Below are 26,633 nucleotides of genomic sequence, written 5' to 3' on the forward strand. Positions count from 1 at the left end.
GCGGGCGGCCGGTCAGGTGAGCAGGTGCGTGAGTTCCCGGGTGAGGGGTGCGCGCAGGGCTTCGTCGACGCGTTCGACGCGTACGTCGGTGCAGTCGACCCAGCCGGCGGCTTCGACGAGGGCCCGGGCGAGGGCGGGGACGTCCTTGGCGTGGCGGAGGGTGATCTGTCTGGCGACGAGGGTCCTGCCTTCGCGGGCGGGGTCGACGCGGCCGACGAGGTGGCCGCCGGCCAGGACGGGCATGGCGAAGTAGCCGTGGACCCGCTTGGGTTTGGGGACGTAGGCCTCCAGGCGGTGGGTGAAGCCGAAGAGGCGTTCGGTGCGGGCGCGGTCCCAGATGAGGGAGTCGAACGGGGACAGCAGTGTGGTGCGGTGGCGGCCGCGCGGGGGTGTGGCGAGGGCGGCGGGGTCGGCCCAGGCGGGTCTGGTCCAGCCTTCGACGGTGACCGGGACCAGGCCGGAGTCGGCGATCACGGCGTCGACCTGCTCGCCTTTGAGGCGGTGGTAGTCGGCGATGTCCGCGCGGGTGCCGACGCCGAGGGACTGTCCGGCGAGGCGGACCAGGCGGCGTAGGCATTCGCGGTCGTCGAGGTCGTCGTGGAGGAGGTGCTCGGGGACGGCGCGTTCGGCCAGGTCGTAGACGCGTTTCCAGCCACGGCGTTCGACGCAGACGACCTCGCCGTACATGAGGGCGCGTTCCACGGCGACCTTGGTGCCCGACCAGTCCCACCAGTCGCTGGTCTTCTTGGCGCCGCCCAGTTCGGTGGCGGTGAGGGGGCCTTCGGCGCGGAGTTGTTTGACGACCTGGTCGTAGACCCCGTCGGGGAGAGTGTGGTTCCAGTGCGGGCGGTCGCGGTAGGCGCGGCGGCGGAAGGCGAAGTGGGGCCATTCCTCGATGGGGAGGATGCAGGCGGCGTGGGACCAGTACTCGAAGGCGTGGGTGTCCTTCCAGTAGGCGTCCTCGACGGTGGCGCGGCCTATGGCGCCCAGGCGGGCGTAGGGGATGAGTTCGTGGGAGCGGGCGAGGACGGAGATGGTGTCGAGCTGGACGGCGCCGAGGTGGCGCAGGACGCCGCGGGCGCCGGCTCTGCGGTCGGGGGCGCCGAGGAAGCCCTGGGCGCGGAGGGCGATACGGCGGGCCTCGTCCGCCGAGAGCGTGGTCGTGGGGCGCGGGGTCGTCATGAGTTCGCACGATAGGCGCTGGGACTGACAGTGGGCGACGAGCTGGGGTTTTCCTGGTGAGGGCGGTAAGGGGTGGGGGAGGGCAGGCCGAGGTCGCGAGGGAGGAGGGAGGCGATCCAGGCGTCGGTGCGGGTTCCTTTGTTGGTGAGGGCGCTGCGGAGGGTGCCTTCGAGGCGGAATCCGGCGTTCTCGGCGACCGCGCGGGAGGCGGTGTTGCCGGCTTCGGCCCGCCATTCGACGCGGTCCACGGCGAGCCGGGTGAAGGCCCAGTGAGCGGCGGTGCGGGTGGCTTCGGTGGTGTAGCCGTTTCCGCGGTGTTCCTTGGCGGTCCAGTAGCCGATCTCGACGGTGCCGGGGGAGCGCACGGTGAGGCTGAGCAGCCCGGTCAGGGTGTCGTCGGGGAGGAAGACGCCGAAGGTGTACAGGGTGCTCGTGGCCCAGCCGTCGGGTGCCTGTTGTTCGATGAAGGTGCGGGCGTGTTCGAGGTGGTAGGGGGAGGGGATCGTCGTCCAGCGCCGGATGTCGGGGTCCTGGGCGGCCGTGTACACCGCGTCGGTGTCGTGCGGGGTGAGCGGGCGCAGGACGAGGCGGTCCGAGGTCAGGGTGACGGGGTCCATCGGGCGATTGTGCGCGGGGGTGTGCGGTGGCGCCATCGTTTTGCGGTGCGTGAGGGCGTGATCACAATTCGCGCAATTCGGCCGGTGGATGCGGCACCATTCGGGCGGCCCGTCCGTTGTCCTGTCAGAAGCGGTCGGCGAAGCGGTGATGGAGCGGTTGCGCGGCCGTGTGCGGTCCTCGTGGCGGCAGGCCTCCCGGCGCGGTGGGGTCCTCGCATACGATGGCCGTTGCTCAACAAGTCGAATCGAACCGACCGTCCCAGGCCCGACCGGCAAGGAGACCAACCCCCGTGTCCGTCCTCTCGAAGATCATGCGTGCAGGCGAAGGCAAGATCCTGCGCAAGCTGCACCGCATCGCGGACCAGGTCAACTCCATCGAAGAGGACTTCGTGGCCCTCTCCGACGCCGAGCTGCGGGCCCTCACCGATGAGTACAAGCAGCGGTACGAGGACGGGGAGAGCCTCGACGATCTGCTCCCCGAGGCGTTCGCGACGGTGCGTGAGGCCGCGAAGCGTGTCCTCGGCCAGCGTCACTACGACGTGCAGATCATGGGTGGGGCCGCCCTGCACCTCGGTTACGTGGCCGAGATGAAGACCGGTGAGGGCAAGACCCTCGTCGGCACCCTGCCGGCCTATCTGAACGCGCTGTCCGGCAAGGGCGTGCACCTGATCACGGTGAACGACTACCTGGCCGAGCGCGACTCGGAGATGATGGGCCGGGTCCACCGGTTCCTGGGCCTGAGCGTGGGCTGCATTCTGGCGAACATGACGCCGGCCCAGCGCCGTGAGCAGTACGCGTGCGACATCACGTACGGCACGAACAACGAGTTCGGTTTCGACTACCTGCGCGACAACATGGCGTGGTCGAAGGACGAGCTGGTGCAGCGCGGTCACAACTACGCGATCGTCGACGAGGTCGACTCCATCCTGATCGACGAGGCCCGCACGCCGTTGATCATTTCGGGTCCGGCGGACCAGGCGACCAAGTGGTACGGCGATTTCGCCAAGCTGGTCAAGCGCCTGAAGCGCGGCGAGGCGGGCAACCCGCTGAAGGGCATCGAGGAGACCGGCGACTACGACGTCGACGAGAAGAAGCGCACGGTCGCCATCCACGAGTCGGGTGTCGCCAAGGTCGAGGACTGGCTGGGCATCGACAACCTGTACGAGTCGGTGAACACGCCGCTCGTCGGCTACCTGAACAACGCCATCAAGGCCAAGGAGCTCTTCAAGAAGGACAAGGACTACGTCGTCATGGACGGCGAAGTCATGATCGTCGACGAGCACACCGGCCGTATCCTCGCGGGCCGCCGCTACAACGAGGGCATGCACCAGGCGATCGAGGCGAAGGAGGAGGTGCCGATCAAGGACGAGAACCAGACGCTCGCCACGATCACCCTCCAGAACTTCTTCCGCCTCTACAAGCGGCAGGACCACGCCGGCAAGGAGGTCCCGGGCCTGTCCGGCATGACCGGTACGGCCATGACCGAGGCCGCGGAGTTCCACCAGATCTACAAGCTCGGTGTGGTGCCGATCCCGACCAACCGGCCGATGGTCCGCGCTGACCAGTCGGACCTGATCTACCGCACCGAGGTCGCGAAGTTCGAGGCCGTCGTCGACGACATCGCGGAGAAGCACGAGAAGGGCCAGCCGATCCTGGTCGGCACCACCTCCGTGGAGAAGTCGGAGTACCTCTCGCAGCAGCTCAGCAAGCGCGGCGTCCAGCACGAGGTGCTGAACGCCAAGCACCACGAGCGTGAGGCGCAGATCGTCGCCCAGGCGGGCCGCAAGGGCTCGGTGACGGTGGCCACCAACATGGCCGGCCGTGGTACGGACATCAAGCTCGGCGGCAACCCCGAGGACCTCGCGGAGGCGGAGCTGCGTCAGCGCGGCCTCGACCCGGAGGAGCACATCGAGGAGTGGGCGGCGGCGCTGCCGGCCGCGCTGGAGCGGGCCGAGGCCGCGGTCAAGGCCGAGAAGGAAGAGGTAGAGGCGCTCGGCGGCCTGTACGTGCTGGGCACCGAGCGGCACGAGTCGCGGCGTATCGACAACCAGCTGCGCGGTCGTTCCGGCCGTCAGGGCGACCCGGGCGAGTCCCGGTTCTACCTGTCGCTGGGCGATGACCTGATGCGGCTGTTCAAGGCGCAGATGGTCGAGCGCGTGATGTCGATGGCGAACGTGCCGGACGACGTGCCGATCGAGAACAAGATGGTCACGCGGGCCATCGCGTCGGCGCAGTCGCAGGTGGAGACGCAGAACTTCGAGACGCGTAAGAACGTCCTGAAGTACGACGAGGTGCTCAACCGGCAGCGCGAGGTCATCTACGGTGAGCGGCGCCGCGTCCTGGAGGGCGAGGACCTGCACGAGCAGGTGCAGCACTTCATGGACGACACGATCGACGCCTATGTGCAGGCGGAGACCGCCGAGGGCTTCCCGGAGGACTGGGACCTGGACCGGCTGTGGAGCGCGTTCAAGCAGCTGTACCCGGTGAAGGTGACCGTCGAGGAGCTGGAGGAGGCGGCGGGCGACCGGGCCGGTCTGACCGCCGAGTTCATCGGTGAGTCCATCAAGGACGACATCCACGAGCAGTACCGGGCGCGGGAGGAGCAGCTCGGCTCGGAGATCATGCGTGAGCTGGAGCGCCGGGTCGTGCTGTCGGTGCTGGACCGCAAGTGGCGTGAGCACCTCTACGAGATGGACTACCTCCAGGAGGGCATCGGCCTGCGCGCGATGGCGCAGAAGGACCCGCTGGTGGAGTACCAGCGTGAGGGCTTCGACATGTTCTCCGCGATGATGGACGGCATCAAGGAGGAGTCGGTCGGCTACCTGTTCAACCTGGAGGTCCAGGTCGAGCAGCAGGTCGAGGAGGTTCCGGTCGAGGACGCCAAGCCGGTGGCCGACCTGGAGAAGCGGGACGCCGTGCCGGCGCAGGCGGGCGGGCGTCCGGAGATCCGGGCGAAGGGGCTGGACGCGCCGCAGCGCCGGAACCTGCACTTCTCCGCGCCGACCGTGGACGGCGAGGGCGGCACCATCGAGGGTGACTTCGCCGGTGACGAGGAGCCGGTGCGTTCCGAGGCGGACGGGCTCACCCGTGCCGAGCGCCGCAAGCAGGCCCGGGGCGGTCGGCGCCGCAAGAAGTAGGGCGTGTGGCGGCGCTCTCGGGTAGCGGGGCGCCGCTGCGGCGTCGTGGACGTGCTGAGGGGCCGGTCATCCCGTTGGGGGTGGCCGGCCCCTCGGCGTGCGGCCGGGGGTGACGGTTCGGACGTCCGGCCGTTCGGTCCCGCCGGGCTCGGTGGCCGGTTCCGCTGGGCGGGGCTGCCGGTCCCGCTGATGGTGCGCGATGGCCGGCGATGTGCGGTGGCTAGTCGTCGTGCGGGGCGGGGTGGCGGCGGGGGCCGCCGAGTTCCACGGCGGTGCAGCGCCAGCGCTGGTCGGGGCCGCGTTCCAGGCGGAAGGCCATGGCGCGCAGACGGTCGCCGGTGCCGATGCGAGCGAAGGCCTCCAGGGCGCCGGGGCGCGGTTCGTAGTAGCCGATGTCGCGGATGACGGGGCGCGGGCCATGGGCGGCGCGCAGGGGGCCGTGGGCGGCGAGGTGGGCGAGGTCGTCGTAGGCGGCGCCCATGGTGTGCCGGAGCATCGCGTGGACGGGGCTCCGGCCGCTGAGGACGGCGAGGAGTCGCTCGGCGAAGACGTCGGTGGGGCGCTGCTGGGGTACGGCGGGGCGGCGGGGCGCCGGGACCCTGGTCCCGGCGGGGGCCCGGCCGGGCGCGGCGGCGGGCCGGTTGTCGGCGGGCCGCGTCGTCGCGCGCGCGGGGCCGGCCGCCGGGCGCGCCGGCCTGCCACCGCCCGCCGCGGCGGGCGCCCGGCCTCCGGGGGCACGCGGGGGCGTTCCGCCCAGGGCGCGCGCGGCGGCGCCGGCGGCCGGGCCGCGCGCGCCCTGGCCGAGGGCGGCCGGGGGCGGGCTGTCCGTGCCGCCGCCCGGAGGGCTTGTCGGGGAGTGCGCGGAGGGGGGACGCGGGGCATCTTGGGGGCGGCTCCCGGAGGTGGCCGTGAGCGGGGCGCCAGGGCTGTCGGCGGAGTTGCGTGGTCCCGTATCCCCACGCGCGCCCCGGCCGCCGACGGGGGTGCCGCCGGGGGCGCGGGTGGAGGCGCCGTACGCGGGGCGCGGCCAGGGGGCGTCCGGGGCGTCGGGGGTGGGGCGTGCCGCGCGGGCGTGGGTGTGGGGCGGAGGGGGTGGGGCGGTGCCGCCTCCGGGTCCGGCCGGGGCGGCCCCCGGGGCGGCCCGTGAGGTGTCGGCCGGGGCGGCGGGGCCGGCCGGGTCGGCGCCCGGAGTGCGGGACGGCACCCCGGCGGGGCGGTTGTCGGTGGGCCGGTTGTCGGTGGGCCGGTTGGGCGGGCGGTGACGCCGGTGGGTCCTCGTCATGACCTTGTGCATGGTGATCCCCGTTCTGCTGAGCACGCTGCGCACCCGGTTGGTACCGGGGGGTAACTTCGCGATGGTGATCTTGTACGGGTTCGCAGGGTCCTGCGGCAAGGACACGGCGCGTCGGCGTCGGCGCAGCGGGGAATTCGCTTATCCGAGTGAGCGAGGCGGCGCGAGCCGCGCAACCGTGCGGCCTCGGCGGGTGAATTCCGGACGTCCGGTTGACGTGGGGGCGGGGGCGGGCCGGAACTCGAAAGGGGATCCCGCACGTATCCTGAGTCACCCGGAGCGCCCAGCGGGGTCTCCGCCCACGACGACCACGAAAGCGGCCAGCCATGCGCGTCTACGTCCCCCTGACCCTCCCCGGTCTCGCCGAGGCGCACAGGACGGGGGAGCTGGGGCCCGGGCCGCTGCTCGCCCACGCCGTCACGCCCGCGCTGCGCGAGTGGTACCTCTCCGACGACATCGAGGAACTGGAGTACGCGGCGCTGAGCCGGGCCGCGCTGGCCTCGCTGCGGCTGCTCGCGGCGGACCCGGCGGCCCCGCGCCGGCGGGTCGTGGTCGCGGTGGACGTGCCGGACGGCGCGGCGGCCGCCGACCCCGACCGCGGGTTGGATCCGGCCGCGCTCGGCGAGGTGCGGGTCGCGCAGGCAGTGCGGCTGGCCGAGGCCGCGTCGGTGCACGTCGACGCCGCCGACGCCGAGGCGGACGTCGCGGCCGCGGCGGGGGCGCTGCCGGCGGCGGACGGCGGTGACGACGACGCGCAGTTCGTGGTCGACGGGGCCGAGGACCACGAACTGCTGTGGTACGCCACACAGGAGATCGCGGGCCTGGTGGCTGCCGGGGAGTGACGGGCCGACGGGCCCGGCCCGCTCTGGTCTGACCGGCCCGCTCTGGTCTGACCGGCCCGCTCTCGACGGATCACCGGAATCCGAGTACCAGCATCGATGTCAGTGGCGGCGGGTAGGTTTGTCGCATGGGGAAGTCGGCAGCGGCCCACATCGTCTGGGACTGGAACGGGACCCTGTTCCACGACAACGAGGCCATCATCGGAGCGACGAACGCGGCTTTCGCGGAACTGGGCCTGGAACCGATCACGCTGGAGCGGTACCGGTCGCTGTACTGCGTGCCGGTGCCGAAGTTCTACGAGCGGCTGATGGGACGGCTGCCGACGGACGCCGAGTGGGAGGTCATGGACGAGGCCTTCCACCGCTACTACGCCGAGGAGCGGGCGCGGTGCGGTCTCGCCGAGGGCGTGGAGGTACTGCTCGCCGGGTGGCGGTCGGCGGGGCACAGCCAGTCGCTGCTCAGCATGTACGGGCACGAGGACCTGGTGCCGCTGGTGCGCGGGTTCGGGATCGAGCCGCACTTCGTACGCGTCGACGGGCGGACGGGACCGTCCGGCGGCAGCAAGGCGGAGCACATGGTGCGCCATCTCGGGGCGCTCGCCGGGGTGGACCCGGCGCGCACGGTGGTGATCGGCGACGCGGCGGACGACGCGTTGGCGGCGCGGCACGCCGGGGCGCGGGCGGTGCTCTACACCGGCGGTTCGCACAGCCGGACGAGCCTGGAAGGGGTGGGCGTACCGGTCGTGGACACGCTGGCGGAGGCGGTCGAGACGGCGGCGGAGCTGGCGGCCTGACCGTTCCTCCGCGGCGGGGGCGCCCGGCGGGAACAGAGCAGACCCCCCTCGCGCCCCCGACTCAGCTGACCGGTGCCTTCGCGCGCAGCACCGTGAGGAACTCGCGCATCCAGACCGGGTGGTCCGGCCAGGCGCGGGAGGAGACGAGGGTGCCGTCGACGACGGCCTCGGCATCCTGGAAGGTCGCGCCCGCGGTCTGCATGTCGATCTCCAGCGCCGGGTACGCGGTCACCCGGCGGCCGCTGAGCGCGTCCACGGCCGCGGTGAGGAGGGGGCCGTGGCAGATCTGCGCCACGGGTTTGTCGGAGTCGAAGAAGGACTTGAGGATCTTGCGGAGTTCAGGGTCGTTGCGCAGGTACTCCGGAGCACGGCCGCCGGGGACGACGACGGCGGCGTACTGGCCGGGGTCGACCTCGGAGAAGGCGAGGTCGGCGGGCCAGGTGTATCCCGGCTTCTCGGTGTAGGTGTCGAAGCCGGGCTCGAAGTCGTGGACGACGAACCGCAGCGTCTTGCGGGTGGGGGCGGCGATGTGCACCTCGTAGCCCTCCTCGAGAAGGCGCTGGTAGGGGTACAGGACCTCCAGGGACTCTGCTGCGTCGCCGGTGACGATGAGGATTTTCGCGGTCATGGTGCGGGACTCCTCCGTGGGTCGCGGGCCGTGGGCGGTGCCGTGGACCGTCCCGTGGGCGGTGTCGTGCGCGGTGCCGGCAGCCGTGCCCGGAGCCGTGCCGCGGACGCCGCCGCGGGCCGGGCTCCGCGCACTGCCAGGGGCAACGCGCCGGTTGCCGGCCCTCCTGCCGAGGGGCGCGGTCGCTTTCAGAGTGCGCCGACCGAGGTGGGCCCGTCGACCCCTGCCCCGCCGTCTCGCCGCCACCGCACATGTTCAGCCGCGGATCCCCTGTGCAGAACGTCAAAGTTCCGCCCCCTGTTTTGTACACATACGGCTCATGACGGGGCACCCGTAGGGAGCGATAGCCTTAGGGGCGTGATCAGCGCGATAGCTCGCGGGGGCGACGGTGCCCCTGCTCTGCGCCCGGCGTGTACGGACCGTCTCCGTCACCGGGCGGCGGTCGCTGGTCCTCACGGGCGGGTCGGGACCCTCAGGGGACCCCGGGCGCCGTACCCACCTCGGACGGGACCGGCGCCGACCGTGGCGCACCGGCCGCCGCGAGGTCAGGACAGGGCCGATGCCCGCCCGCTCATCTCCCCCCACGGCCCGGCGCCCGAGCGGAACGGACACCCCGCGCCGCGACGTCGTGCCGCAGGGGCAGAGACCGTACTTCTTTCTACGTCACGCAACGGCGCGCGACAGGAGCCAGAGGACAATGCAGACCAAGCTGGACGAAGCCAAGGCCGAGCTGCTCGAAAGGGCCGCCCGGGTCGCTGAGAACAGCCCGGTCGGGGGGCACCTACCGACCGGGACGACGGGCGAGGGCGCCCCGGACACCCCGGACACCGAATCCGTGCTCTCGTTCCTCCAGCGCTACTACCTGCACACCGCCGCGGAGGACCTGACCGACCGCGACCCGGTCGATGTCTTCGGAGCGGCGCTCTCGCACTACCGGCTGGCCGAGAACCGGCCGCAGGGCACCGCCAACGTCCGCGTGCACACCCCCACCGTCGAGGAGAACGGCTGGACGTGCAGCCACTCCGTCGTCGAGGTCGTCACCGACGACATGCCCTTCCTCGTCGACTCCGTCACCAACGAGCTGACCCGGCAGGGCCGCGGCATCCACCTCGTCATCCACCCGCAGGTCGTCGTGCGGCGGGATGTGACCGGCAAGCTCGTCGAGGTGCTCGGCACCCCGCCGCCGGCCGCCACGCTGCCCCACGACGCCCACGTCGAGTCCTGGATCCACGTCGAGACCGACCGGGAGACCGACCGCGCCGACCTCAAGCAGATCACCGCCGATCTGCTGCGCGTCCTGTCCGACGTCCGGGAGGCCGTCGAGGACTGGGAGAAGATGCGCGACGCCGCGCTGCGCATCGCCGAGGACCTGGAGGAGGAGTCCGTCCCGGGCGACCTGCCCGGCCCCGACATCGAGGAGGCCCGCGAGCTGCTGCGCTGGCTCGCCGCCGACCACTTCACCTTCCTCGGCTACCGCGAGTACCAGCTGCGCGAGGACGACTCGCTGGCCGCGGTGCCCGGCACCGGCCTCGGCATACTGCGCTCCGACCCGCACCACGCCGACGACGAGAGCCACCCTGTCAGCCCCTCCTTCGAGCGGCTGCCCGCCGACGCCCGCGCCAAGGCCCGCGAGCACAAGCTGCTCGTGCTGACCAAGGCCAACAGCCGGGCCACCGTGCACCGCCCCTCCTACCTGGACTACGTCGGCGTCAAGAAGTTCGACGCCGAGGGCAACGTCGTCGGTGAGCGGCGCTTCCTCGGACTGTTCTCCTCGGCCGCCTACACCGAGTCGGTGCTGCGCGTGCCGGTCATCCGGCGCAAGGTCGACGCCGTCCTCAAGGGCGCCGGCTTCTCGCCCAACAGCCACGACGGGCGCGACCTGCTCCAGATCATGGAGACGTACCCGCGCGACGAGCTGTTCCAGACGCCGGTCGACGAGCTGCGCTCCATCGTGACGTCGGTGCTGTACCTGCAGGAGCGCCGCCGGCTGCGGCTGTACCTGCGCCAGGACGAGTACGGCCGCTACTACTCGGCGCTGGTCTACCTGCCCCGGGACCGCTACACCACCGGTGTGCGACTGCGGATCATCGACATCCTCAAGGAGGAGCTCGGCGGCACCAGCGTCGACTTCACCGCCTGGAACACCGAGTCGATCCTGTCCCGGCTGCACTTCGTGGTGCGGGTCCCGCAGGGCACCGAGCTGCCCGAGCTCAGCGACCGCGACAAGGAGCGCATCGAGGCGCGGCTGGTGGAGGCCGCCCGCTCCTGGGCCGACGGATTCACCGAGGCGCTGGGCGCCGAGTTCGGCGAGGAGCGCGCCGCCGAGCTGCTGCGCCGCTACAACAACGCCTTCCCCGAGGGCTACAAGGCCGACCACACCCCTCGTGCGGCGGTCGCCGACCTGGTCCACCTCGAACAGCTCGACGAGCAGTGCGACTTCGCGCTCAGCCTGTACGAGCCGGTGGGCGCCGCACCCGACGAGCGCCGCTTCAAGATCTACCGCAAGGGCGACTCCGTCTCCCTGTCGGCGGTCCTGCCGGTCCTGAACCGGCTCGGCGTCGAGGTCATCGACGAACGGCCGTACGAGCTGCGCTGCGCCGACCGCAGCCACGCGTGGATCTACGACTTCGGCATGCGCATCCCCAGGTCGATGCTCGCCAAGGCGGCCAACGGAAGCGGCGACTACCTCGCCGACGACGCCCGTGAGCGCTTCCAGGAGGCGTTCGCCGCGACCTGGACCGGCAAGGCGGAGAACGACGGCTTCAACGCGCTCGTGCTGGGCGCCGGGCTGACCTGGCGGCAGGCGATGGTGCTGCGCGCGTACGCCAAGTACCTGCGCCAGGCCGGTTCCACGTTCAGCCAGGACTACATGGAGGACACCCTCCGTACGAACGTCCACACCACCCGGCTGCTGGTCTCCCTGTTCGAGGCGCGGATGTCGCCGGACCGGCAGCGGGCCGGCCACGAGATCGTGGACGCGCTGCTGGAGGAGGTGGAGGCGGCGCTCGACCAGGTGGCCTCGCTGGACGAGGACCGCATCCTGCGGTCGTTCCTCACCGTCATCAAGGCGACGCTGCGCACCAACTTCTTCCAGGAGACCGAGGACGGCACGCCGCACGACTACGTCTCCATGAAGTTCGACCCGCAGGCCATCCCGGACCTGCCGGCGCCGCGCCCGGCGTACGAGATCTGGGTGTACTCGCCGCGCGTCGAGGGCGTGCACCTGCGGTTCGGGAAGGTTGCGCGCGGCGGTCTGCGCTGGTCGGACCGGCGGGAGGACTTCCGCACCGAGATCCTCGGCCTGGTCAAGGCGCAGATGGTGAAGAACACCGTCATCGTGCCGGTCGGCGCCAAGGGCGGGTTCGTCGCCAAGCAGCTGCCGGACCCGGCGGCGGACCGCGACGCGTGGCTCGCCGAGGGCGTCGCCAGCTACCGGACGTTCATCTCGGCGCTGCTCGACATCACCGACAACATGGTGGCGGGCGAGGTCGTCCCGCCCACCGGAGTGGTCCGGCACGACGGTGACGACACCTACCTGGTGGTCGCCGCCGACAAGGGCACGGCGACGTTCTCCGACATCGCCAACGAGGTCGCGCAGTCGTACGACTTCTGGCTGGGCGACGCGTTCGCCTCCGGCGGCTCGGCGGGCTACGACCACAAGGGCATGGGCATCACCGCGCGCGGCGCCTGGGAGTCCGTCAAGCGGCACTTCCGCGAGCTGGGCGTGGACACGCAGAGCGAGGACTTCACGGTCGTCGGCGTCGGCGACATGTCCGGTGACGTGTTCGGCAACGGCATGCTGCTGTCGGAGCACATCCGGCTGGTCGCCGCGTTCGACCACCGGCACATCTTCATCGACCCGGACCCGGACGCGGCGACCTCGTACGCCGAGCGCCGCCGCCTGTTCGAGCTGCCGCGTTCCAGCTGGGCGGACTACGACACGGAGCTGCTGTCGGCGGGCGGCGGGGTGTTCCCGCGCAGTGCGAAGGCCATCGCGCTGAACAGCCACATCCGTGAGGCCCTCGGCATCGAGGACAAGATCGCCAAGATGACGCCGGCCGACCTGATGCGGGCGATCCTCACGGCCCCGGTGGACCTGCTGTGGAACGGCGGCATCGGCACGTACGTCAAGGCGGCCTCGGAGTCCCACGCGGACGTCGGCGACAAGGCCAACGACGCCATCCGCGTCGACGGCGCCGACCTGCGGGTGAAGGTCGTCGGCGAGGGCGGCAACCTGGGGCTGACCCAGCTGGGCCGCATCGAGTTCGCGCAGACCGGCGGCAAGGTCAACACCGACGCCATCGACAACAGCGCGGGCGTGGACACCTCCGACCACGAGGTGAACATCAAGATCCTGCTCAACGGGGTGGTCACCGACGGCGACATGACCGTCAAGCAGCGCAACAAGCTGCTCGCCGAGATGACCGACGAGGTGGGCGGGCTCGTCCTGCGCAACAACTACGCGCAGAACACGGCGATCGCCAACGCGCTCGCCCAGTCCAAGGACATGCTGCACGCGCAGCAGCGCTTCATGAAGCACCTGGTGCGCGAGGGCCACCTCGACCGGGCGCTGGAGTTCCTGCCCACCGACCGGCAGATCCGTGAGCGGCTCGCCGCCGGGCAGGGCCTGACCGGTCCGGAGACCGCCGTCCTGCTCGCGTACACGAAGATCACGGTCTCCGAGGAGCTGCTGGCGACCTCGCTGCCCGAGGACCCCCACCTGCGCGGGCTGCTGTACGCGTACTTCCCGACGGCGCTGCGCGAGCGGTTCTCCGAGCACATCGAGAGCCACCCGCTGCGCCGCGAGATCACCACGACCGTGCTGGTCAACGACACCGTCAACACCGGCGGTACGACGTACCTGCACCGGCTGCGGGAGGAGACCGGGGCCTCGCTGGAGGAGATCGTGCGGGCGCAGACCGTGGCCCGGACGATCTTCCGGCAGGCCCCGGTGTGGGACGGGGTCGAGGCGCTCGACAACCGGGTCGAGGCCGACGTGCTGACCCGGATCCGGCTGCATTCGCGGCGTCTCGTCGAGCGCGGCACGCGCTGGCTGCTGAACAACCGGCCGCAGCCGCTGGAGCTGGCCGAGACGGTCGACTTCTTCGCCGACCGGGTCGAGCAGGTGTGGACGCAGCTGCCGAAGCTGCTGCGCGGCGCGGACCTGGACTGGTACCAGCAGATCTACGACGAGCTGACCGGCTCCGGCGTCACCGACGAGCTGGCGACGCGGGTGGCCGGGTTTTCCTCGGCGTTCCCGACGCTGGACATCGTCTCCGTGGGCGACCGCATGGGCCGGGACCCGCTGGACGTCGCCGAGGTGTACTACGACCTCGCGGACCGGCTGCACATCACCCAGCTCATGGACCGCATCATCGAGCTGCCGCGCAGCGACCGCTGGCAGTCCATGGCCCGTGCCTCCATCCGTGAGGACCTGTACGCGGCGCACGCGGCGCTGACGGCGGACGTCCTGGCCGTCGGCAACGGCACTTCCACGCCGGAGCAGCGGTTCAAGGCGTGGGAGCAGAAGAACGCCGCGATCCTGGGCCGGGCGCGGGCGACCCTGGAGGAGATCCGCAGCTCGGAGACGTTCGACCTGGCCAACCTGTCGGTCGCCATGCGGACGATGCGCACCCTGCTGCGTACGCATTCCTGACCGTCGGCGTCGTGACGACGGGGGCGCCCCGGCCGTGTCGGCCGGGGCGCCCCCGCTCGTGTGTGGGCCGGGTGGCGGGTCAGGCCGCTTTCCTGCCGACGTTGGTGAACTTCTCGTACTCGCGCATGACCTCGTCCGTGGGGCCGTCCATGCGCAGTTCGCCGCGCTCCAGCCACAGCACCCGCTGACAGGTGTCGCGGATGGTGCCGTTGCTGTGGCTGACCAGGAACACGGTGCCTGCGTGCGCGCGCATCTCGCGGATGCGGTCGGCCGAGCGGGCCTGGAACCTGGCGTCGCCGGTGGCGAGGGCCTCGTCGATGAGCAGGACGTCGTGGTCCTTGGCGGCGGCGATGGAGAAGCGCAGCCGCGAGCCCATGCCGGAGGAGTAGGTGCGCATGGGCAGGGAGATGAAGTCGCCCTTGTCGTTGATCCCGGAGAAGTCGACGATCTCCTGGTAACGGGCCCTGATCTGCTCGCGGGACATGCCCATGGCCAGGCCGCCGAGGTGGACGTTGCGTTCGCCGGTCAGGTCGCCCATGAGGGCGGCGTTGACGCCGAGGAGGGAGGGCTGGCCGTCGGTGTAGATCCTGCCGCGCTCCACGGGGAGCAGGCCGGCGACGGCCTTCAGCAGGGTCGACTTGCCGGATCCGTTGGTGCCGATCAGGCCGATGGCCTCGCCCTTGTAGGCGACGAAGGACACGTTCTTCACGGCGTGCACCAGGCGGGTGCCGGAGGCCTTCTCGACCGGTCCGCGGCGCATGATGCGACTGAGCGCGGCGGTCGCCGAACCCCGGCCGGCGGACGCGCCGTTGACGCGGTAGACGATGTCGACGCCGTCGGCGACGACGGTGGGGACGGGCTCGTCGGGGTGCGCGGTGCTGTCAGCCACGGCCGTACGTCTCCTCAGCCTTCCAGAAGTAGATGAAGCCGCCGACGCCCGCGAGGAGCGCCCAGCCGGCCGCGGTCAGCCACACGTGGGGCGGCAGCTGGTCCGCGTGGAAGCTGTCGATGAGGGCGAACCGCATCAGGTCGATGTAGAGGGCGCCGGGGTTGGCCCGCAGCAGTTCCACGGCCCAGCCGGGCAGGTCGGCGTGGTTCCTGACGATGTTGTCGATGCTGAACATGACGCCCGACGCGTACATCCAGGTGCGCAGGACGAAGGGCATCAGCTGGGCGATGTCCGGGGTCCTGGCGCCGAGGCGGGCCATCACCATCGCCAGACCGGTGTTGAACACGAACTGAAGGGTCAGCGCCGGTACCACCAGCAGCCAGGACGGGGCGGGGGGCACCCCGACCGCGAACAGGATGACCAGCAGGGCGCACATCGAGAACAGCAGCTGCTGCAGTTGCTGCAGGCAGAACGAGATCGGCAGCGCGGCCCGGGGGAAGTGCAGGGCGCGCACCAGGCCGATGTTCCCGGAGATCGCCCGGGTGCCGGCGAGGATCGAGCTCTGGGTGAAGGTCCACACGAACACGCCGGTGACCAGGAAGGGGACGAAGTCCGCGATGCCGTCCCGGGTGCCCATGAGGACGCCGAAGATGAAGTAGTAGACCGCCGCGTTGAGCAGCGGCGTCATCACCTGCCAGATCTGGCCGAGCTTCGCCTGGCTGTACTGGGCGGTGAGCTTGGCGGTGGCGAACGCGGTGATGAAGTGGCGCCGCGCCCACAACTGGCGGACGTACTCCGGCAGGGACGGCCGGGCGCCGCTGACGGAGAGGCCGTGGCGGGCCGCCAGGGCGGCGAGGTCTTCGTGCGGGGGGTGGTGCGGGGGATCAAGGACCGTCGCAGGGGGCGGTGTGTCGAGGACCTGAGTCACATCCGCTGCTTTCGCTCGGTGGGGGAGGGGGCGCGCGTTTCTCTTCCCGTTTTCTTCCCGCGCTCTTACGTCGGGACGGGTCCGTATCGTCGCAACGGGAGCGTATGCCCGCCTGCGTCGGAACGCAACCGTATCGTCGTAACGCCCTATGCTGGGCGGCATGACGACGAACGCCGCGAACGCCGACGGACCCCAGCCACGTCCGCGCCGCCGGAGCCCCGCGGGTGCGGCCGTGCTGCGGGAGGACGTGACGCAGGCCATCCGGGCGGCCGTCTTCGAGGAACTGGCCGCCGCCGGCTACGCGCGGATGTCGATCGAGGGCATCGCCCGCCGCGCCGGCGTCGGCAAGACGGCCGTCTACCGCCGCTGGCGTTCGAAGCTGCACCTCGTCCTGGACGTGGTGTCGGCGATCGCCGTGCAGGGCCTGCCCGCCCCGGAGACCGGCAGCCTGGAGGGCGATCTGCGGATGCTGTACGAGGTGACGTCGCGGGCGCTGCGCCACCCCGTGGCCTCGCAGATCATCCCCGACCTGCAGGCCGAGGCGGCCCGCAGCCCGGAGATCGCCGAGGCCCTGCAGAAGGCGCTGCGGGACGGACAGGAGGGCGTCGCGGTGAAGATCGTCGCGGCGGCGCAGGGGCGCGGCGAGGTCCGTGCGGGCGCGGACGGGGAACTGGCCCTGGACCTGATCTCCGGCCCCCTCTACTGGCGCTCCGTCGTCATCCGCAGCCCCCGCCTGCCCAAGGACTACCTCGCCACCCTGGCCCGCACCACCACGGCCGCCCTCAAGGCGCTCTGACCCCCCACTCGGCACCGGCGCCAGCAGCAGCACCGGCGCCATCACCGGCACCAGCACCGGCGCCAGCACCAGCACCGGCGCGCCATCACCGGCACCGGCACCAGCACCGGCACCGGCGGCAGAAGGGCTCTAGACCAGTGCCGCCTCCGGATGGCGGCGGATCCAGCCCTCCCAGGCGGAGACGACCATGTCCTGGACGTCGTACTTGGCGGTCCAGCCCAGTTCGGTGGCGGCGCGGTCGGCGGAGGCGACGACGCGGGGCGGGTCGCCGGGGCGGCGCGGGGTGACGGTGGGCGGCCGGTCGTAGCCCGTGACGGCGTTGATCAGGTCGATCATCTCGCGCACCGACACGCCCTCACCCCGCCCGATGTTGAGGGTGAGGTGGCGGCCGGGCGAGAACTGCAGGGCGCGGGCGGTGGCCACATGCGCCTCCGCCAGGTCGACGACGTGGATGTAGTCGCGGACGCAGGTGCCGTCGGGTGTGGGGTAGTCGTCGCCGAAGATGCGCGGCGGGGCGTTCTCCGTGAGCCTCTCGAAGACCATCGGGACGATGTTGGAGACACCGGTGTCGGCCAGCTCGGGGCTCGCCGCGCCCGCGACGTTGAAGTAACGCAGTGAGGCGGTGGACAGCCCGGTCGCCCGGCCCACGGCGCGCACCATCCACTCGCCGGCCAGCTTCGTCTCGCCGTACGGCGACAGCGGCACGCACGGCGTCTCCTCCGTCACCAGCGCGTCGTTCCCCGCTGTGTGCGGCATGCCGTACACAGCGGCCGAGGAGGAGAAGACGAACGACGGGACGCCGGCGGCGACCACCGCCTCCAGCAGGACGCGCAGGCCCTCCACGTTCTCGCGGTAGTAGTGCAGCGGCCGGTCCATCGACTCGCCGATCCGTTTGCGCGCCGCCAGATGGACGACCCCGGTGACGCCGTGATCGGCGAGGGCGTCGGCCACGCGCCCGCCGTCCAGGATCGAGCCCACCACCAGCGGCACGCCCTGCGGAACCCGGTCGGCGGCGCCCGCCGACAGGTCGTCGTACACCACCGCCCGCTCGCCGGCCTCGGTCATGGCCCGTGCGACGTGGGAGCCGATGTATCCGGCGCCGCCTGTGATCAGCCAGGTCATCCGCGGTCGTTCCCCTCGTCGGTCGGCTTCGGTGGCCCCCCGGCTGCGGTGTTGCTCAGGGTCACAGTGAAGCAGGGGGCGCGGCGGCCCGCAGGGTCACGCCCCCGCGTGACGCGGCGCGGGACCGCCCGCTCACCCCGCCGTCCCCTCCGCGGCGGCCGGTGCGGCCGTCGGGGCCCCCGTGGCGTCCACCGCCGCGTCCAGCGCGGCGGTCAGCGTGTCCAGGCGCTCGCGCAGCGCGCGGATCTGGTCGACGTCGAAGCCGGTCGCCTCGACGATGCGGTGCGGGACCCCGGCCGCCCGCCGGCGCAGCGCCGTGCCCTCGGCGGTCGGCCGGACCACCACCGAGCGCTCGTCGCGGGCGCTGCGCTCGCGCACCACCAGACCGGCCGCCTCCAGCCGCTTGAGCAGCGGGGACAGCGTGCCGGAGTCCAGTCGCAGGTGGGCCCCCAGCTCCTTGACCGGCAGTTCGCCCTCCTCCCAGAGCACGAGCATCACCAGGTACTGCGGGTAGGTCAGCCCGAGGTCCTTGAGGATCACCCGGTAGACGCCGTTGAAGGCGCGCGAGGCGGCGTGCAGGGAGAAGCAGATCTGCCGGTCAAGGCGCAGCCAGTTCTGCTCGTCGAGGGGTGGCGGGGTCGCGCTCATGTCTCCAGGGTAGCGCTGCGCGCCATTCGGTTGTGTGCAATTTAATTGTGTGCTCTACTTGTGGTCGCACGGACCGCCCGGCCCGCCGGAACCCGGTCCGGACACTCGATCCATCCGGACACCCGGTCCGGACACCGACTCAAGAGGGATGGTTCATCCATGGACGCGCTCTACACCGCCGTCGCCACCGCCACCCACGGCCGCGAGGGCCGGGCCGTCTCCTCCGACGGCACGATCGACCTCGCCCTCGCCATGCCGGTGGAACTCGGAGGCAACGGGCAGGGCACCAACCCCGAGCAGCTGTTCGCCGCCGGCTACGCGGCCTGCTTCGGCAGCGCCCTCGGCCTCGTCGGCCGCCAGGCCAAGGTCGACGTGAGCGAGGCCGCCGTCACCGCCGAGGTCGGCATAGGCAAGCAGGGCGAGGGCTTCGGGCTGCAGGTGACGCTGCGCGTCGAACTCCCCGACACCGTGGACGAGCCGACCGGCCGCAAGCTCGTCGAGCAGGCCCACCAGGTCTGCCCCTACTCCAACGCCACCCGCGGCAACATCGAGGTCGACCTCGTCATCGAGTAGGCCGTGCCGGGGCGACGGGGGAACCCGCCCCGGCACCGACGGACCGGCCTCACCCGGGGGCGGCGGACGGGCTCAGCCCACGCGGGCCAGCACCTCCCCCGTCCGCTCGCTCCACGCCACCACCACCGCCTCGGCCGGCACCCGCTGCCACCGGGTCAGCAGCAGCCAGCGGATGTGGCGGCGCTCGGCGATGGCCGCGCGCTCCGCGCGGGTCGAGGCCGGCGACAGGTACGCGCGCATGTCCGCCAGCCGCCGCAGCCGCTCCCGTTCGTCGACGGCCGCGTCCGGCCAGGCCGGCGCGGCGAGGTTCGGCCCGTACCCGGCGATGGCGTGCATCGCGTAGTACCCGTCGGTGACCACCACCTCGCCGGGCCGGATGTAGCGGGCCGCCCAGTCGTACGCCGGCCAGTGCGGCGGCTGCTCGAAACCCACCGGGTCCAGGGCGCGCGGTACCACCGCACCCGCCTGCACCGTCCCGAACCCCAGCACGGCCGCCCCGGCCGCGGCCACGCCCAGCACCCGGCGCGCCGGACGCCACGGCCGGGGCGCCGCCAGCTCCACGGCCAGCGCGAACTGCGGCGCCACCAGCGTCAGACCGAGGATGCGGCCGTAGGTGTAGTGACCGCTGACCCAGCCGTACGTCACCACCAGCACGTCCAGCGCGAACATCAGCACCAGCGGATCCCGCAGCGCGGACAGCGCCGGCCCGCCCGGCGAGGCGGCCCGGCGCGCCCGCGCCCACAGGGCCGGCAGCCCCAGCAGCGCCAGCCAGAAGTGCCCGGCCAGGCCGTCGTAGAGCCGCCGGTGCATCGCGTCCACGCTGGTGTCGCCGGCCAGCGCGAACACGTCGAAGTAGGGCCAGCCGGCCGCCAGCACCACGGCCACCGCCCCGGTGAGCGCCCAGCGGCCGGCCACCGCCGCGCCCCACCCGCGCTGCCATCCGGCGACACACGCGAGCGCGCCCAGCACCGCCGCCACCGCCGTGATCGGGTGGACCAGCAGGATCAGCCCGTACAGGCCGCCCAGCCCCGCGTACCCGATCAGGCCGCGCCGCCCGCTCGGGCCGACGAACCGCACCCGCCGGGCGTCCCGCGCCCGCGCTCCGGTCAGCGCCCACGCCCAGAAGGCGAGGCCGATGGCGAAGGTGGACGGATAGCCGAGGTTGCCGGTCATCGACATCAGCCCGAGGAAGCCGCTCCACCAGGCCCGCTCGGTGCCCCACAGCAGGGTCATCGCGGCCAGCGCCAGTACCGGCGCCCACGGCCGGGGCGTCAGCACCCGCACGAACCGCCCGACGCCCGTCAGCAGCACCAGCAGGTTCACCGGGCCCGCCACCCGCAGCACCGCCCAGCCGGACAGCCCGGTCAGCCGGGCGAGGACGCCCTCGGCCACCGCGTACGGCGAGTAGTAGGGGCTGCCCGCGCCCGGCAGGTCCGCGGTGGGGTGGCGCGGATGCCACAGGTCGGCCGCGAGCCGTTCGACGACCGCGGCGTGCTGGCCGGCGTCGCAGCACAGCGGCACCCGCCAGTACGCCAGCGTCATCACCAGCAGGAACAGGCCTCCGGCGGCCTGGTACGGGCTCGGACGCCACCGGGGGCCGCCGCGCAGCGCCGTCGCACCGCGCACCGGCCGCCGGATCAGGACACCGGCGCTCACCGGACGGACCGCGAAAGGGAGGTAGGGCGCATTGGCCGTATGTTCCCGTCCCGGTCAACGGCCTTGCGCCCGTCACCTCAACGAGTGAGTCCGATCGGCCCGCTCCTGCGCCGGCACCACCACCCGGGCGCGCACCGCCGGCTCCAGCAGCAGCGGCAGTCCCAGCACCGGCAGCAGCCACGCCAGGACGATCAGCCGGTCGCCCCAGATGGTGATGTCGGGGTGCCCCGCCTGGGTGAGGAACCCGGTCGTGGCCGCGGCCGCCACGAACAGCCCCGCCGCGGGCCGCCGCGCCGCCCCCCACGCCCCGCCCGCCAGTGCCACCAGGAACAGCGGCTGCCACAGCTGCCGGCGCAGCCACTCCACCCAGAAGTGGCCCTCCAGCTCCAGCAGCTCCGGCCATGGCCGGGCCCGGTCCGGACGGGTGAAGTGACCGGTCAGCAGGTCCTGCACGCTCTCCGCGGTCGACGGGAGGTGCAGCAGCCGCGCCAGCAGCAGCGTGCCGAGGACCGCGCCGCAGCCCGTCAGCGCCAGCGCCCACGCCGGACGTGAGCCCCCGGCCCCCGCCCCACCGCCGCGCCCGCGGCGCCGCACGAGGAGCAGACCCGCCGCTGCCGCCAGGCACAGCCCGAGGAACAGGGCCTGCGAGTGCTTGACCGTGAACAGCGCCGCCAGGGAGCCGCCCACCAGCCACAGCCCCGCCCGCGCCCGGCCGGTCAGCGCCAGCGCGCACCCCCACACCGCCGCCAGCGTCAGCGCCAGCATCAGTCCCTCGGCCATCGGGCGCATCGCGGTCGTCCCGCACGGCAGCACGTAGTACAGGCCCTGCCCCGCCAGGCACACCGGCGCCGGCGCGCGCAGCGTCCGCAGCACCAGGAACGCCAGCAGCCCGCCCGCCACGGTCACCGCGACACCCGCCGCCCACACCCCCCACGTCACCCCGAACAGGGTGAGGAACGGTAGCAGGAACACCGGATAGCCGGGCCGCGCCTCGAAGATCCGCATGAAGCGTTCCCGGGTGAACGGCACGGTGTGCCCGCCGGTCTGCCCCGCCCGCAGCCGCGCCTCGACGCGGCGCCACCGCTCGGCCCGGCACTCGGCCATGACCCGCGCGGCGGGGTCGGGCCGACGGAAGCGGATCACGTCCACGCTCTGCCGCCGGGCCGCCCACGAGGCCCGCCCGGCGCACCCGTAGTTGATGGTGGCGGCGGCCACCGCCCGCTTGTCCCAGCCGCGCAGGGACAGCGCGTACGACAGGTAGTTGCCGCTGTCGGGGGTGTCCCGGCCGGTGACGTTCGCGAGCTGGAGCAGCGCGAACACGGTGGCCAGGAGCACCACCCAGGCGCGGGTGCGCGGGCGGATCCGCAGCCGTTTCACGTCGCCGCGAGGACGTCGCCGTCGACGCTCGGGCGCGGGCCCGGCACCGTCGCGTCCGGCACCGGCCACGACTCGCCCAGCAGCAGGGTCCGCACCACCCGCTCGGCGGCGCGGCCGTCGTCGAACGTGCAGAACCGCTGCCGGAAGGCGGCCCGCAGCCGGCCGGACTCCTCGTCCCGCCAGTTGCCGGACGCCAGCAGCCAGGCCAGCTCGCGGTAGCTGCGCGAGACATGGCCGGGCGGTTCGGCGGTGATGTCGAAGTAGGTGCCCCGGGTCGCCGCGTACGACGCCCAGTCGTCGGCGTGCACGACGATCGGCCGGTCCAGGTGCGCGTAGTCGAACATCAGGGCGGAGTAGTCGGTGACCAGCACGTCGGAGGCGAGCATGACGTCCTCCACGTGCGGTTCGTCGGTCGCGTCCACCAGAACGCCCCGCCGGTGCAGGTCGGACAGGCCCATGCCGCGCGCCGGGCCGGTCGCCAGCGACGGGTGGAGACGGACCACCAGGGTGTGGCCCTCGCCGAGGTCGGCGGCGAACCGGGCCAGGTCGATCCGGTCGACGTGCCCGCCGCGCCGGTACTCGCGCCGGGTCGGCGCGTACAGCACCACGATGTGGCCCTCCGGGACGCCCAGCCGGGCGCGGACCTCCTCGGCCCGGCCGGCCGGCGGGCGGACCAGGACGTCGTTGCGCGGGCTGCCCGTGCGCACCGAGGTGAAGTGGCACGGGTAGGCCCGCTCCCACACCAGCTCCGAGTGCTCGTTGGCGACCAGGCTGTAGTCCCAGCGGTCGGCGCGGCGCAGCATCTGCGGCACGTCGACGCCGAACCGGGCGCCCGGCCGGTCCAGCAGGTCCGCCGCCATGTACTTCAGCGGGGTGCCCTGGTGGGTGTGGACGTGGACGCTGCCGGGCCGCTTCACCAGCCCGCCGGGCCAGTTGACGTTGTTGACGAGGAACCCCGCGCGGGCGGCCAGCCTGCGGTACTCGGGCGAGTCCAGCAGGACGTGCTCCACGCCCTCGGGCAGCGCGGCGGCCGTCTCCGCGTCGCGCACCACCCACACGCCGCGCAACTGCGGGGCGATCTCCCGGGCCTTGTGGTAGACCGCCCCCGGGTCGCCGAGCACACCCCGGTGGGAGAACGCCGAGTACAGCACGAGCCGCGGGTCGGGCGAGCGGCGGGCCGGCAGCGCCGTGGCCGCGCGGCGCGCCCGCACCCCGGCCGCCGTCCGCACCCGGCCGCCCTGCCGCGCCAGCTCCCGCGCGGCCCGCCGTGCCCGCGCCCCGACCCGGTAGGCGGTGTAGCCGCCCTCCAGCACCCGCAGTTCCCGCGGCACCTCGGCGCCCTCGGGCCGGTGGGCGCGGAACAGCTCGGCGGTGCGCCGGAAGAACTCGCCCTTGTCGGCGGGCGGCAGCCGGTCCGGCTTGGCGAGGATGTCCAGGCAGTGCTCACCGAACTTGCGGTGCAGGTAGGGGCGCCAGCCGGCCAGCGCGGGCCGCGAGTCGACGAACGCGAACACCCGCTCGTACTGGTCGTGCACGTCGAAGTGCTTGCGGCTGGTGGTGGACAGGATGTTGCCCTGGCGGCGCTGCCGGTAGTGCAGGCAGATCCGGTCCAGCGTGGCGATCCGCTCGGCACTGAGCATCACCGGGAACGTCCACGGGGTGTCCTCGTAGTAGCCGGGCGGGAACTCGAAGCCGTTCTTCCCGACGAAGTCCCGCCGGTAGACCTTGTTCCACACCACCATCAGCAGGTCGAGGATCTCGGGGAACTCCTCGGCGGTGAACGGGTCGTCGCGTTCGGCCAGCACCTGGGCCAGGGCGTTGCGGCGGGTGCCGCCCCACCAGTAGGTGCGGGCGTAGTCGAAGACCAGCACGTCCGGGTCGCCGGTGGCGTCGAGCCGGTCGGCGAGGGCGCGCAGCGCGCCCGGAGTGAGGGTGTCGTCGCTGTCCAGGAAGAACAGGTAGTCGCCGGTGGCGTGGGGCGTCCCGGCGTTGCGGGCGCGGCCCAGACCGACGTTCTCCGGCAGGTGCAGCGCCGTCACCCGGGGGTCGCGGGCCGCGTACTCGTCGAGGATCGCGCCGCAGCCGTCGGGCGAGAGGTCGTCGACGGCGATCACCTCGATGTCCCGGTAGGACTGCTCCAGGACGGAGTCGAGGCACTCGCGCAGGAAGCCCTGCACCTTGAAGCAGGGGACGATGATGCTGAAGCGGGGCATGTCAGCTCCTGACCAGGGTCGTCGCGGCGGGGGCGGGGACGCGCTCGGCGAGCGGCAGCACCGGGTCGATCGCCTCCGGCGGCTCGCCGAGCAGCACCCGGCGCACGACCCGCTCGGCGGCCCGGCCGTCGTCGAACTCGCAGAACCGCTCCCGGAAGGCGGCCCGCAGCCGCGCCGACTCCTCGCCGGCCCAGCCGCCGTCACGGAAGAGCCGCGCCAGCTCCTCGGGGGTCCGGGCGACCGGACCGGGCGGGGACGCCATCAGGTCGAAGTACACGCCCCGCGTCTCCCGGTAGACCTCCCAGTCGTCGGCGTAGACGACGACGGGCCGGTCCAGGTTGGCGTAGTCGAACATGATCGACGAGTAGTCGGTGACCAGCGCGTCGGCGGCCAGGGCGACCTCCTCCGAGGACCGGTGCCCGGTGACGTCGATGACCCGGCCGCTGCCGCCCCGCGTGCCCCGGTCGTAGAAGTAGTGGGCGCGCAGCAGCACCACCACGTCCTCGCCGGCCGCCGCGCAGAACGCCTCCAGGTCCAGGCCGGTGTCGAAGCCGCTGCGGTAGTCGCGGTGGGTGGGCGCGTACAGCACGGCCGTCTTGCCGTCCGGGACGCCCAGCTCGCGGCGGATCCGGGCGACGTCCTCGGCGGTCGCCGTGTAGAAGACGTCGTTGCGCGGATAGCCGTACTCCAGGTGCTCGTACGAGCCGGGGAAGGCGCGCTCCCACATCTGGGTGGAGTGGGTGTTGGAGGACAGGTTGTAGTCCCACCGGTCCACCCGGCCCAGCAGCTTGGTGAAGCTGCCGGTCGAGGCGGCGACCACCGGGTACGTCGACTGGTCCACGCCCATCGTCTTCAGCGGCGTCCCGTGCTGCGTCTGCAGGTGCACACTGCCGGGCCGCTTGACCACGCCCTCCGCGAAGTTGGCGTTGTTCACCAGGTACTTGGCGCGGGCCAGCAGCCGCCAGTACCGCCGGCTGCCGATGACGGCCCGGTCGACGCCGTCGGGCACGGTGTGCTCCTGGCCGGGCTCGACGAGGAACACCGACCGGATGTGCGGAGCGAGTTCGGCGGCCTTGGCGTGGATCGCGGCCGGGCTGCAGGCGTAACCGCGTCCCCAGTACGCGCAGTACACCGCCAGGTTCGGGTCGATACGGCGGCGCAGCTGGCGCCGGTAGAACAGGCGGGTGCGCAGCCCCCGCGGGCGCGGCACGCGCCGGGCGGCGGCCGACACCGCCCGGTTGGCGCCGCGCAGCGCCCGGAACGCCGTGTAGGCGCCCGCCGCCAGCAGCCGGTGCTGCACGCCCAGACTGCCGCCCGGCCGGCGGAATCCGGCGGGCCGGTGGTGGCGGTAGAGCCGGCTCGCGCGGCGGAAGAAGGCCCGGCGCATACCGGCCGGCAGCCGGGTCGGATGGGCGGCCGTCCGCAGCACCGCCCCGAAGAGCTGCTCGAACAGCGGCCCCGACCGCTCGGCGGGCACCCCGAGCTCCGCCACCCGGGTGAGCACCAGCTCCACCCCGTCCAGCAGCTCCGCCTGGTGCGGACCCGGCTGGTTCAGCCGGCTGCCCTGCCGGCGCAGCAGGTGCCGTACGACGACCCGGCGCAGCACCGCCGCCCGCTCGGCGTGCAGCATCACCAGGGCGCCCAGCACCAGGTCGGTGAAGCGGCCGTCGGGGAAGGCCAGCCGGTGCTCGGCGAGGAAGGCCCGCCGGTAGACCGCGCTCCACGCCGGGAGCTGCACCCCGGTCAGCCAGGGCGCCTCGGCGGGCGCGAACGCCCCTTCGGGCGCCCTGGCCAGCAGCGGGGCGGCCGGGTTGGCGGGCTCGCCGTCCCACCAGGGGGTGCGCTCGTGCTCGAAGAGCAGCACGTCCACGGGGGCGCCGGTGCCCGGCGTGTCCGCGGTGGCCGGGGTGGCCGGGGTGGGTTCGGGCGCGGGGTCCGGGGCGCCGGTCTCGGTCAGCCGGGCGTCGAGCGCGGCGAGCGCGCCCGGCGCGAGGGTGTCGTCGCCGTCGAGGAAGAGCAGGTAGGCGCCGGTCGCCGTGCGCATCCCGGCGGTGCGGGCCCCGCTCAGCCCGGCGGCCGGCGGCGAGTGCACCGGCGCCACCCGGGAGTCCCGCTCGGCGTACCCGGCGGCGACCGACGCGGCCGGTGCGCCGGGGCCGTCGCAGACGGGGATCAGCTCGAAGTCGCCGAAGGACTGGGCGAGGACGGAGTCCAGCGCCAGGGACAGCCGGCCCGCGACGCCATGGGACGGCACGATGATGCTGAAGCGGGGCATTCTGATCTTTCT

Annotated in this window: 18 protein-coding genes; 6 read left to right on the forward strand and 12 right to left on the reverse strand. The window is 72.7% G+C overall.

The genetic code is table 11. The annotated features are described in order from the left end of the window. Nucleotides 1–12 precede the first annotated feature (12 nt). Together ACSLTV_RS18885 and ACSLTV_RS18890 are read right to left on the reverse strand one after the other, a co-directional pair. Nucleotides 13–1,182, reverse strand: a complete 1,170-nt coding sequence (locus tag ACSLTV_RS18885) for a winged helix-turn-helix domain-containing protein (protein WP_432133348.1) — start codon at nt 1,180–1,182, stop codon at nt 13–15. Next, nucleotides 1,179–1,799, reverse strand: coding sequence for a GNAT family N-acetyltransferase (locus ACSLTV_RS18890; RefSeq protein WP_435612517.1), 621 nt, complete (start codon nt 1,797–1,799; stop codon nt 1,179–1,181). The genes ACSLTV_RS18885 and ACSLTV_RS18890 overlap by 4 nt, the downstream gene beginning before the upstream one ends. A 290-nt stretch (nt 1,800–2,089) precedes the next feature. On the opposite strand from ACSLTV_RS18890, the gene secA reads away from it, so the two are divergent. Further along, nucleotides 2,090–4,936 carry a preprotein translocase subunit SecA gene (gene secA / locus ACSLTV_RS18895; protein WP_432158796.1) on the forward strand — a complete coding sequence of 949 codons (2,847 nt, stop codon included), beginning with the start codon at nt 2,090–2,092 and terminating at the stop codon, nt 4,934–4,936. Nucleotides 4,937–5,156: 220 nt separating this feature from the next. Here secA and ACSLTV_RS18900 read toward each other — a convergent pair whose 3' ends face one another. Next, a complete protein-coding gene (locus ACSLTV_RS18900; RefSeq protein WP_435612518.1) occupies nt 5,157–6,218 on the reverse strand; it encodes an Rv3235 family protein in 1,062 nt (353 codons plus the stop codon). 335 nt (nt 6,219–6,553) lie between these two features. On the opposite strand from ACSLTV_RS18900, the gene ACSLTV_RS18905 reads away from it, so the two are divergent. Together ACSLTV_RS18905 and ACSLTV_RS18910 are read left to right on the forward strand one after the other, a co-directional pair. Further along, the gene (locus tag ACSLTV_RS18905) at nt 6,554–7,069 is read left to right on the forward strand and encodes a DUF6912 family protein (protein ID WP_432133344.1); all 516 of its coding nucleotides are present in this window, start codon (nt 6,554–6,556) and stop codon (nt 7,067–7,069) included. 125 nt (nt 7,070–7,194) lie between these two features. Continuing rightward, a complete protein-coding gene (locus tag ACSLTV_RS18910; protein WP_432133343.1) occupies nt 7,195–7,860 on the forward strand; it encodes an HAD family hydrolase in 666 nt (221 codons plus the stop codon). Between the two features lie 61 nt (nt 7,861–7,921). Here the strand turns inward: ACSLTV_RS18910 and ACSLTV_RS18915 are convergent, their stop codons facing one another. Beyond that, entirely contained in the window at nt 7,922–8,488 is a 567-nt protein-coding gene (locus ACSLTV_RS18915; protein ID WP_432133342.1) for a DJ-1/PfpI family protein, read from the reverse strand. A gap of 697 nt (nt 8,489–9,185) precedes the next feature. On the opposite strand from ACSLTV_RS18915, the gene ACSLTV_RS18920 reads away from it, so the two are divergent. Further along, a complete protein-coding gene (locus ACSLTV_RS18920; RefSeq protein ID WP_435612519.1) occupies nt 9,186–14,144 on the forward strand; it encodes an NAD-glutamate dehydrogenase in 4,959 nt (1,652 codons plus the stop codon). A 79-nt stretch (nt 14,145–14,223) separates the two neighbouring features. Here ACSLTV_RS18920 and ACSLTV_RS18925 read toward each other — a convergent pair whose 3' ends face one another. Both ACSLTV_RS18925 and ACSLTV_RS18930 read right to left on the reverse strand, forming a co-directional pair. Then, nucleotides 14,224–15,033 carry an ABC transporter ATP-binding protein gene (locus ACSLTV_RS18925; RefSeq protein WP_435612520.1) on the reverse strand — a complete coding sequence of 270 codons (810 nt, stop codon included), beginning with the start codon at nt 15,031–15,033 and terminating at the stop codon, nt 14,224–14,226. Next, nucleotides 15,026–15,961: an ABC transporter permease gene (locus tag ACSLTV_RS18930; protein WP_432133339.1), complete on the reverse strand. Its 936-nt coding sequence runs from the start codon at nt 15,959–15,961 to the stop codon at nt 15,026–15,028. The genes ACSLTV_RS18925 and ACSLTV_RS18930 overlap by 8 nt, the downstream gene beginning before the upstream one ends. A gap of 160 nt (nt 15,962–16,121) precedes the next feature. On the opposite strand from ACSLTV_RS18930, the gene ACSLTV_RS18935 reads away from it, so the two are divergent. Then, the gene (locus ACSLTV_RS18935; protein WP_432133338.1) at nt 16,122–16,757 is read left to right on the forward strand and encodes a TetR/AcrR family transcriptional regulator; all 636 of its coding nucleotides are present in this window, start codon (nt 16,122–16,124) and stop codon (nt 16,755–16,757) included. Between the two features lie 129 nt (nt 16,758–16,886). Here the strand turns inward: ACSLTV_RS18935 and galE are convergent, their stop codons facing one another. Together galE and ACSLTV_RS18945 are read right to left on the reverse strand one after the other, a co-directional pair. Then, nucleotides 16,887–17,879, reverse strand: coding sequence for a UDP-glucose 4-epimerase GalE (gene galE / locus ACSLTV_RS18940; RefSeq protein WP_432133337.1), 993 nt, complete (start codon nt 17,877–17,879; stop codon nt 16,887–16,889). A gap of 132 nt (nt 17,880–18,011) precedes the next feature. Beyond that, nucleotides 18,012–18,527, reverse strand: coding sequence for a MarR family winged helix-turn-helix transcriptional regulator (locus tag ACSLTV_RS18945; protein WP_432157351.1), 516 nt, complete (start codon nt 18,525–18,527; stop codon nt 18,012–18,014). 159 nt (nt 18,528–18,686) lie between these two features. Here ACSLTV_RS18945 and ACSLTV_RS18950 point away from each other — a divergent pair, with 159 nt between their 5' ends. Further along, complete coding sequence (locus ACSLTV_RS18950) at nt 18,687–19,100, forward strand: organic hydroperoxide resistance protein (protein WP_432133335.1); 414 nt, start codon at nt 18,687–18,689, stop codon at nt 19,098–19,100. A gap of 72 nt (nt 19,101–19,172) precedes the next feature. On the opposite strand, the gene ACSLTV_RS18955 is transcribed toward ACSLTV_RS18950, so the two are convergent. From ACSLTV_RS18955 to ACSLTV_RS18970, 4 genes are all read right to left on the reverse strand, one after another. Next, on the reverse strand, nt 19,173–20,756 hold the full coding sequence (locus tag ACSLTV_RS18955) for a hypothetical protein (protein ID WP_432133334.1): 1,584 nt from the start codon (nt 20,754–20,756) through the stop codon (nt 19,173–19,175). Between the two features lie 72 nt (nt 20,757–20,828). Then, nucleotides 20,829–22,118, reverse strand: a complete 1,290-nt coding sequence (locus ACSLTV_RS18960) for a hypothetical protein (RefSeq protein ID WP_435612545.1) — start codon at nt 22,116–22,118, stop codon at nt 20,829–20,831. Between the two features lie 11 nt (nt 22,119–22,129). Continuing rightward, on the reverse strand, nt 22,130–24,346 hold the full coding sequence (locus ACSLTV_RS18965) for a bifunctional glycosyltransferase/CDP-glycerol:glycerophosphate glycerophosphotransferase (protein WP_435612521.1): 2,217 nt from the start codon (nt 24,344–24,346) through the stop codon (nt 22,130–22,132). 1 nt (nt 24,347) lies between these two features. Further along, entirely contained in the window at nt 24,348–26,621 is a 2,274-nt protein-coding gene (locus ACSLTV_RS18970) for a bifunctional glycosyltransferase/CDP-glycerol:glycerophosphate glycerophosphotransferase (protein WP_435612522.1), read from the reverse strand. Nucleotides 26,622–26,633: the final 12 nt, after the last annotated feature.

Origin of the sequence: Streptomyces sp. bgisy159, assembly GCF_965341775.1 — a bacterium.
Lineage (GTDB): Bacteria > Actinomycetota > Actinomycetes > Streptomycetales > Streptomycetaceae > Streptomyces.

Coding starts and splice junctions, on each gene's coding strand:
- ACSLTV_RS18950 (WP_432133335.1), top strand. CDS start 18,687: ATGGACGCGCTCTACACCGCCGTCGCCACCGCCACCCACGGCCGCGAG.
- ACSLTV_RS18910 (WP_432133343.1), top strand. CDS start 7,195: ATGGGGAAGTCGGCAGCGGCCCACATCGTCTGGGACTGGAACGGGACC.
- ACSLTV_RS18900 (WP_435612518.1), bottom strand. CDS start 6,218: ATGACGAGGACCCACCGGCGTCACCGCCCGCCCAACCGGCCCACCGAC.
- ACSLTV_RS18915 (WP_432133342.1), bottom strand. CDS start 8,488: ATGACCGCGAAAATCCTCATCGTCACCGGCGACGCAGCAGAGTCCCTG.
- ACSLTV_RS18885 (WP_432133348.1), bottom strand. CDS start 1,182: ATGACGACCCCGCGCCCCACGACCACGCTCTCGGCGGACGAGGCCCGC.
- ACSLTV_RS18920 (WP_435612519.1), top strand. CDS start 9,186: ATGCAGACCAAGCTGGACGAAGCCAAGGCCGAGCTGCTCGAAAGGGCC.
- ACSLTV_RS18890 (WP_435612517.1), bottom strand. CDS start 1,799: ATGGACCCCGTCACCCTGACCTCGGACCGCCTCGTCCTGCGCCCGCTC.
- ACSLTV_RS18905 (WP_432133344.1), top strand. CDS start 6,554: ATGCGCGTCTACGTCCCCCTGACCCTCCCCGGTCTCGCCGAGGCGCAC.
- ACSLTV_RS18935 (WP_432133338.1), top strand. CDS start 16,122: ATGACGACGAACGCCGCGAACGCCGACGGACCCCAGCCACGTCCGCGC.
- ACSLTV_RS18965 (WP_435612521.1), bottom strand. CDS start 24,346: ATGCCCCGCTTCAGCATCATCGTCCCCTGCTTCAAGGTGCAGGGCTTC.
- ACSLTV_RS18970 (WP_435612522.1), bottom strand. CDS start 26,621: ATGCCCCGCTTCAGCATCATCGTGCCGTCCCATGGCGTCGCGGGCCGG.
- galE (WP_432133337.1), bottom strand. CDS start 17,879: ATGACCTGGCTGATCACAGGCGGCGCCGGATACATCGGCTCCCACGTC.
- ACSLTV_RS18945 (WP_432157351.1), bottom strand. CDS start 18,527: ATGAGCGCGACCCCGCCACCCCTCGACGAGCAGAACTGGCTGCGCCTT.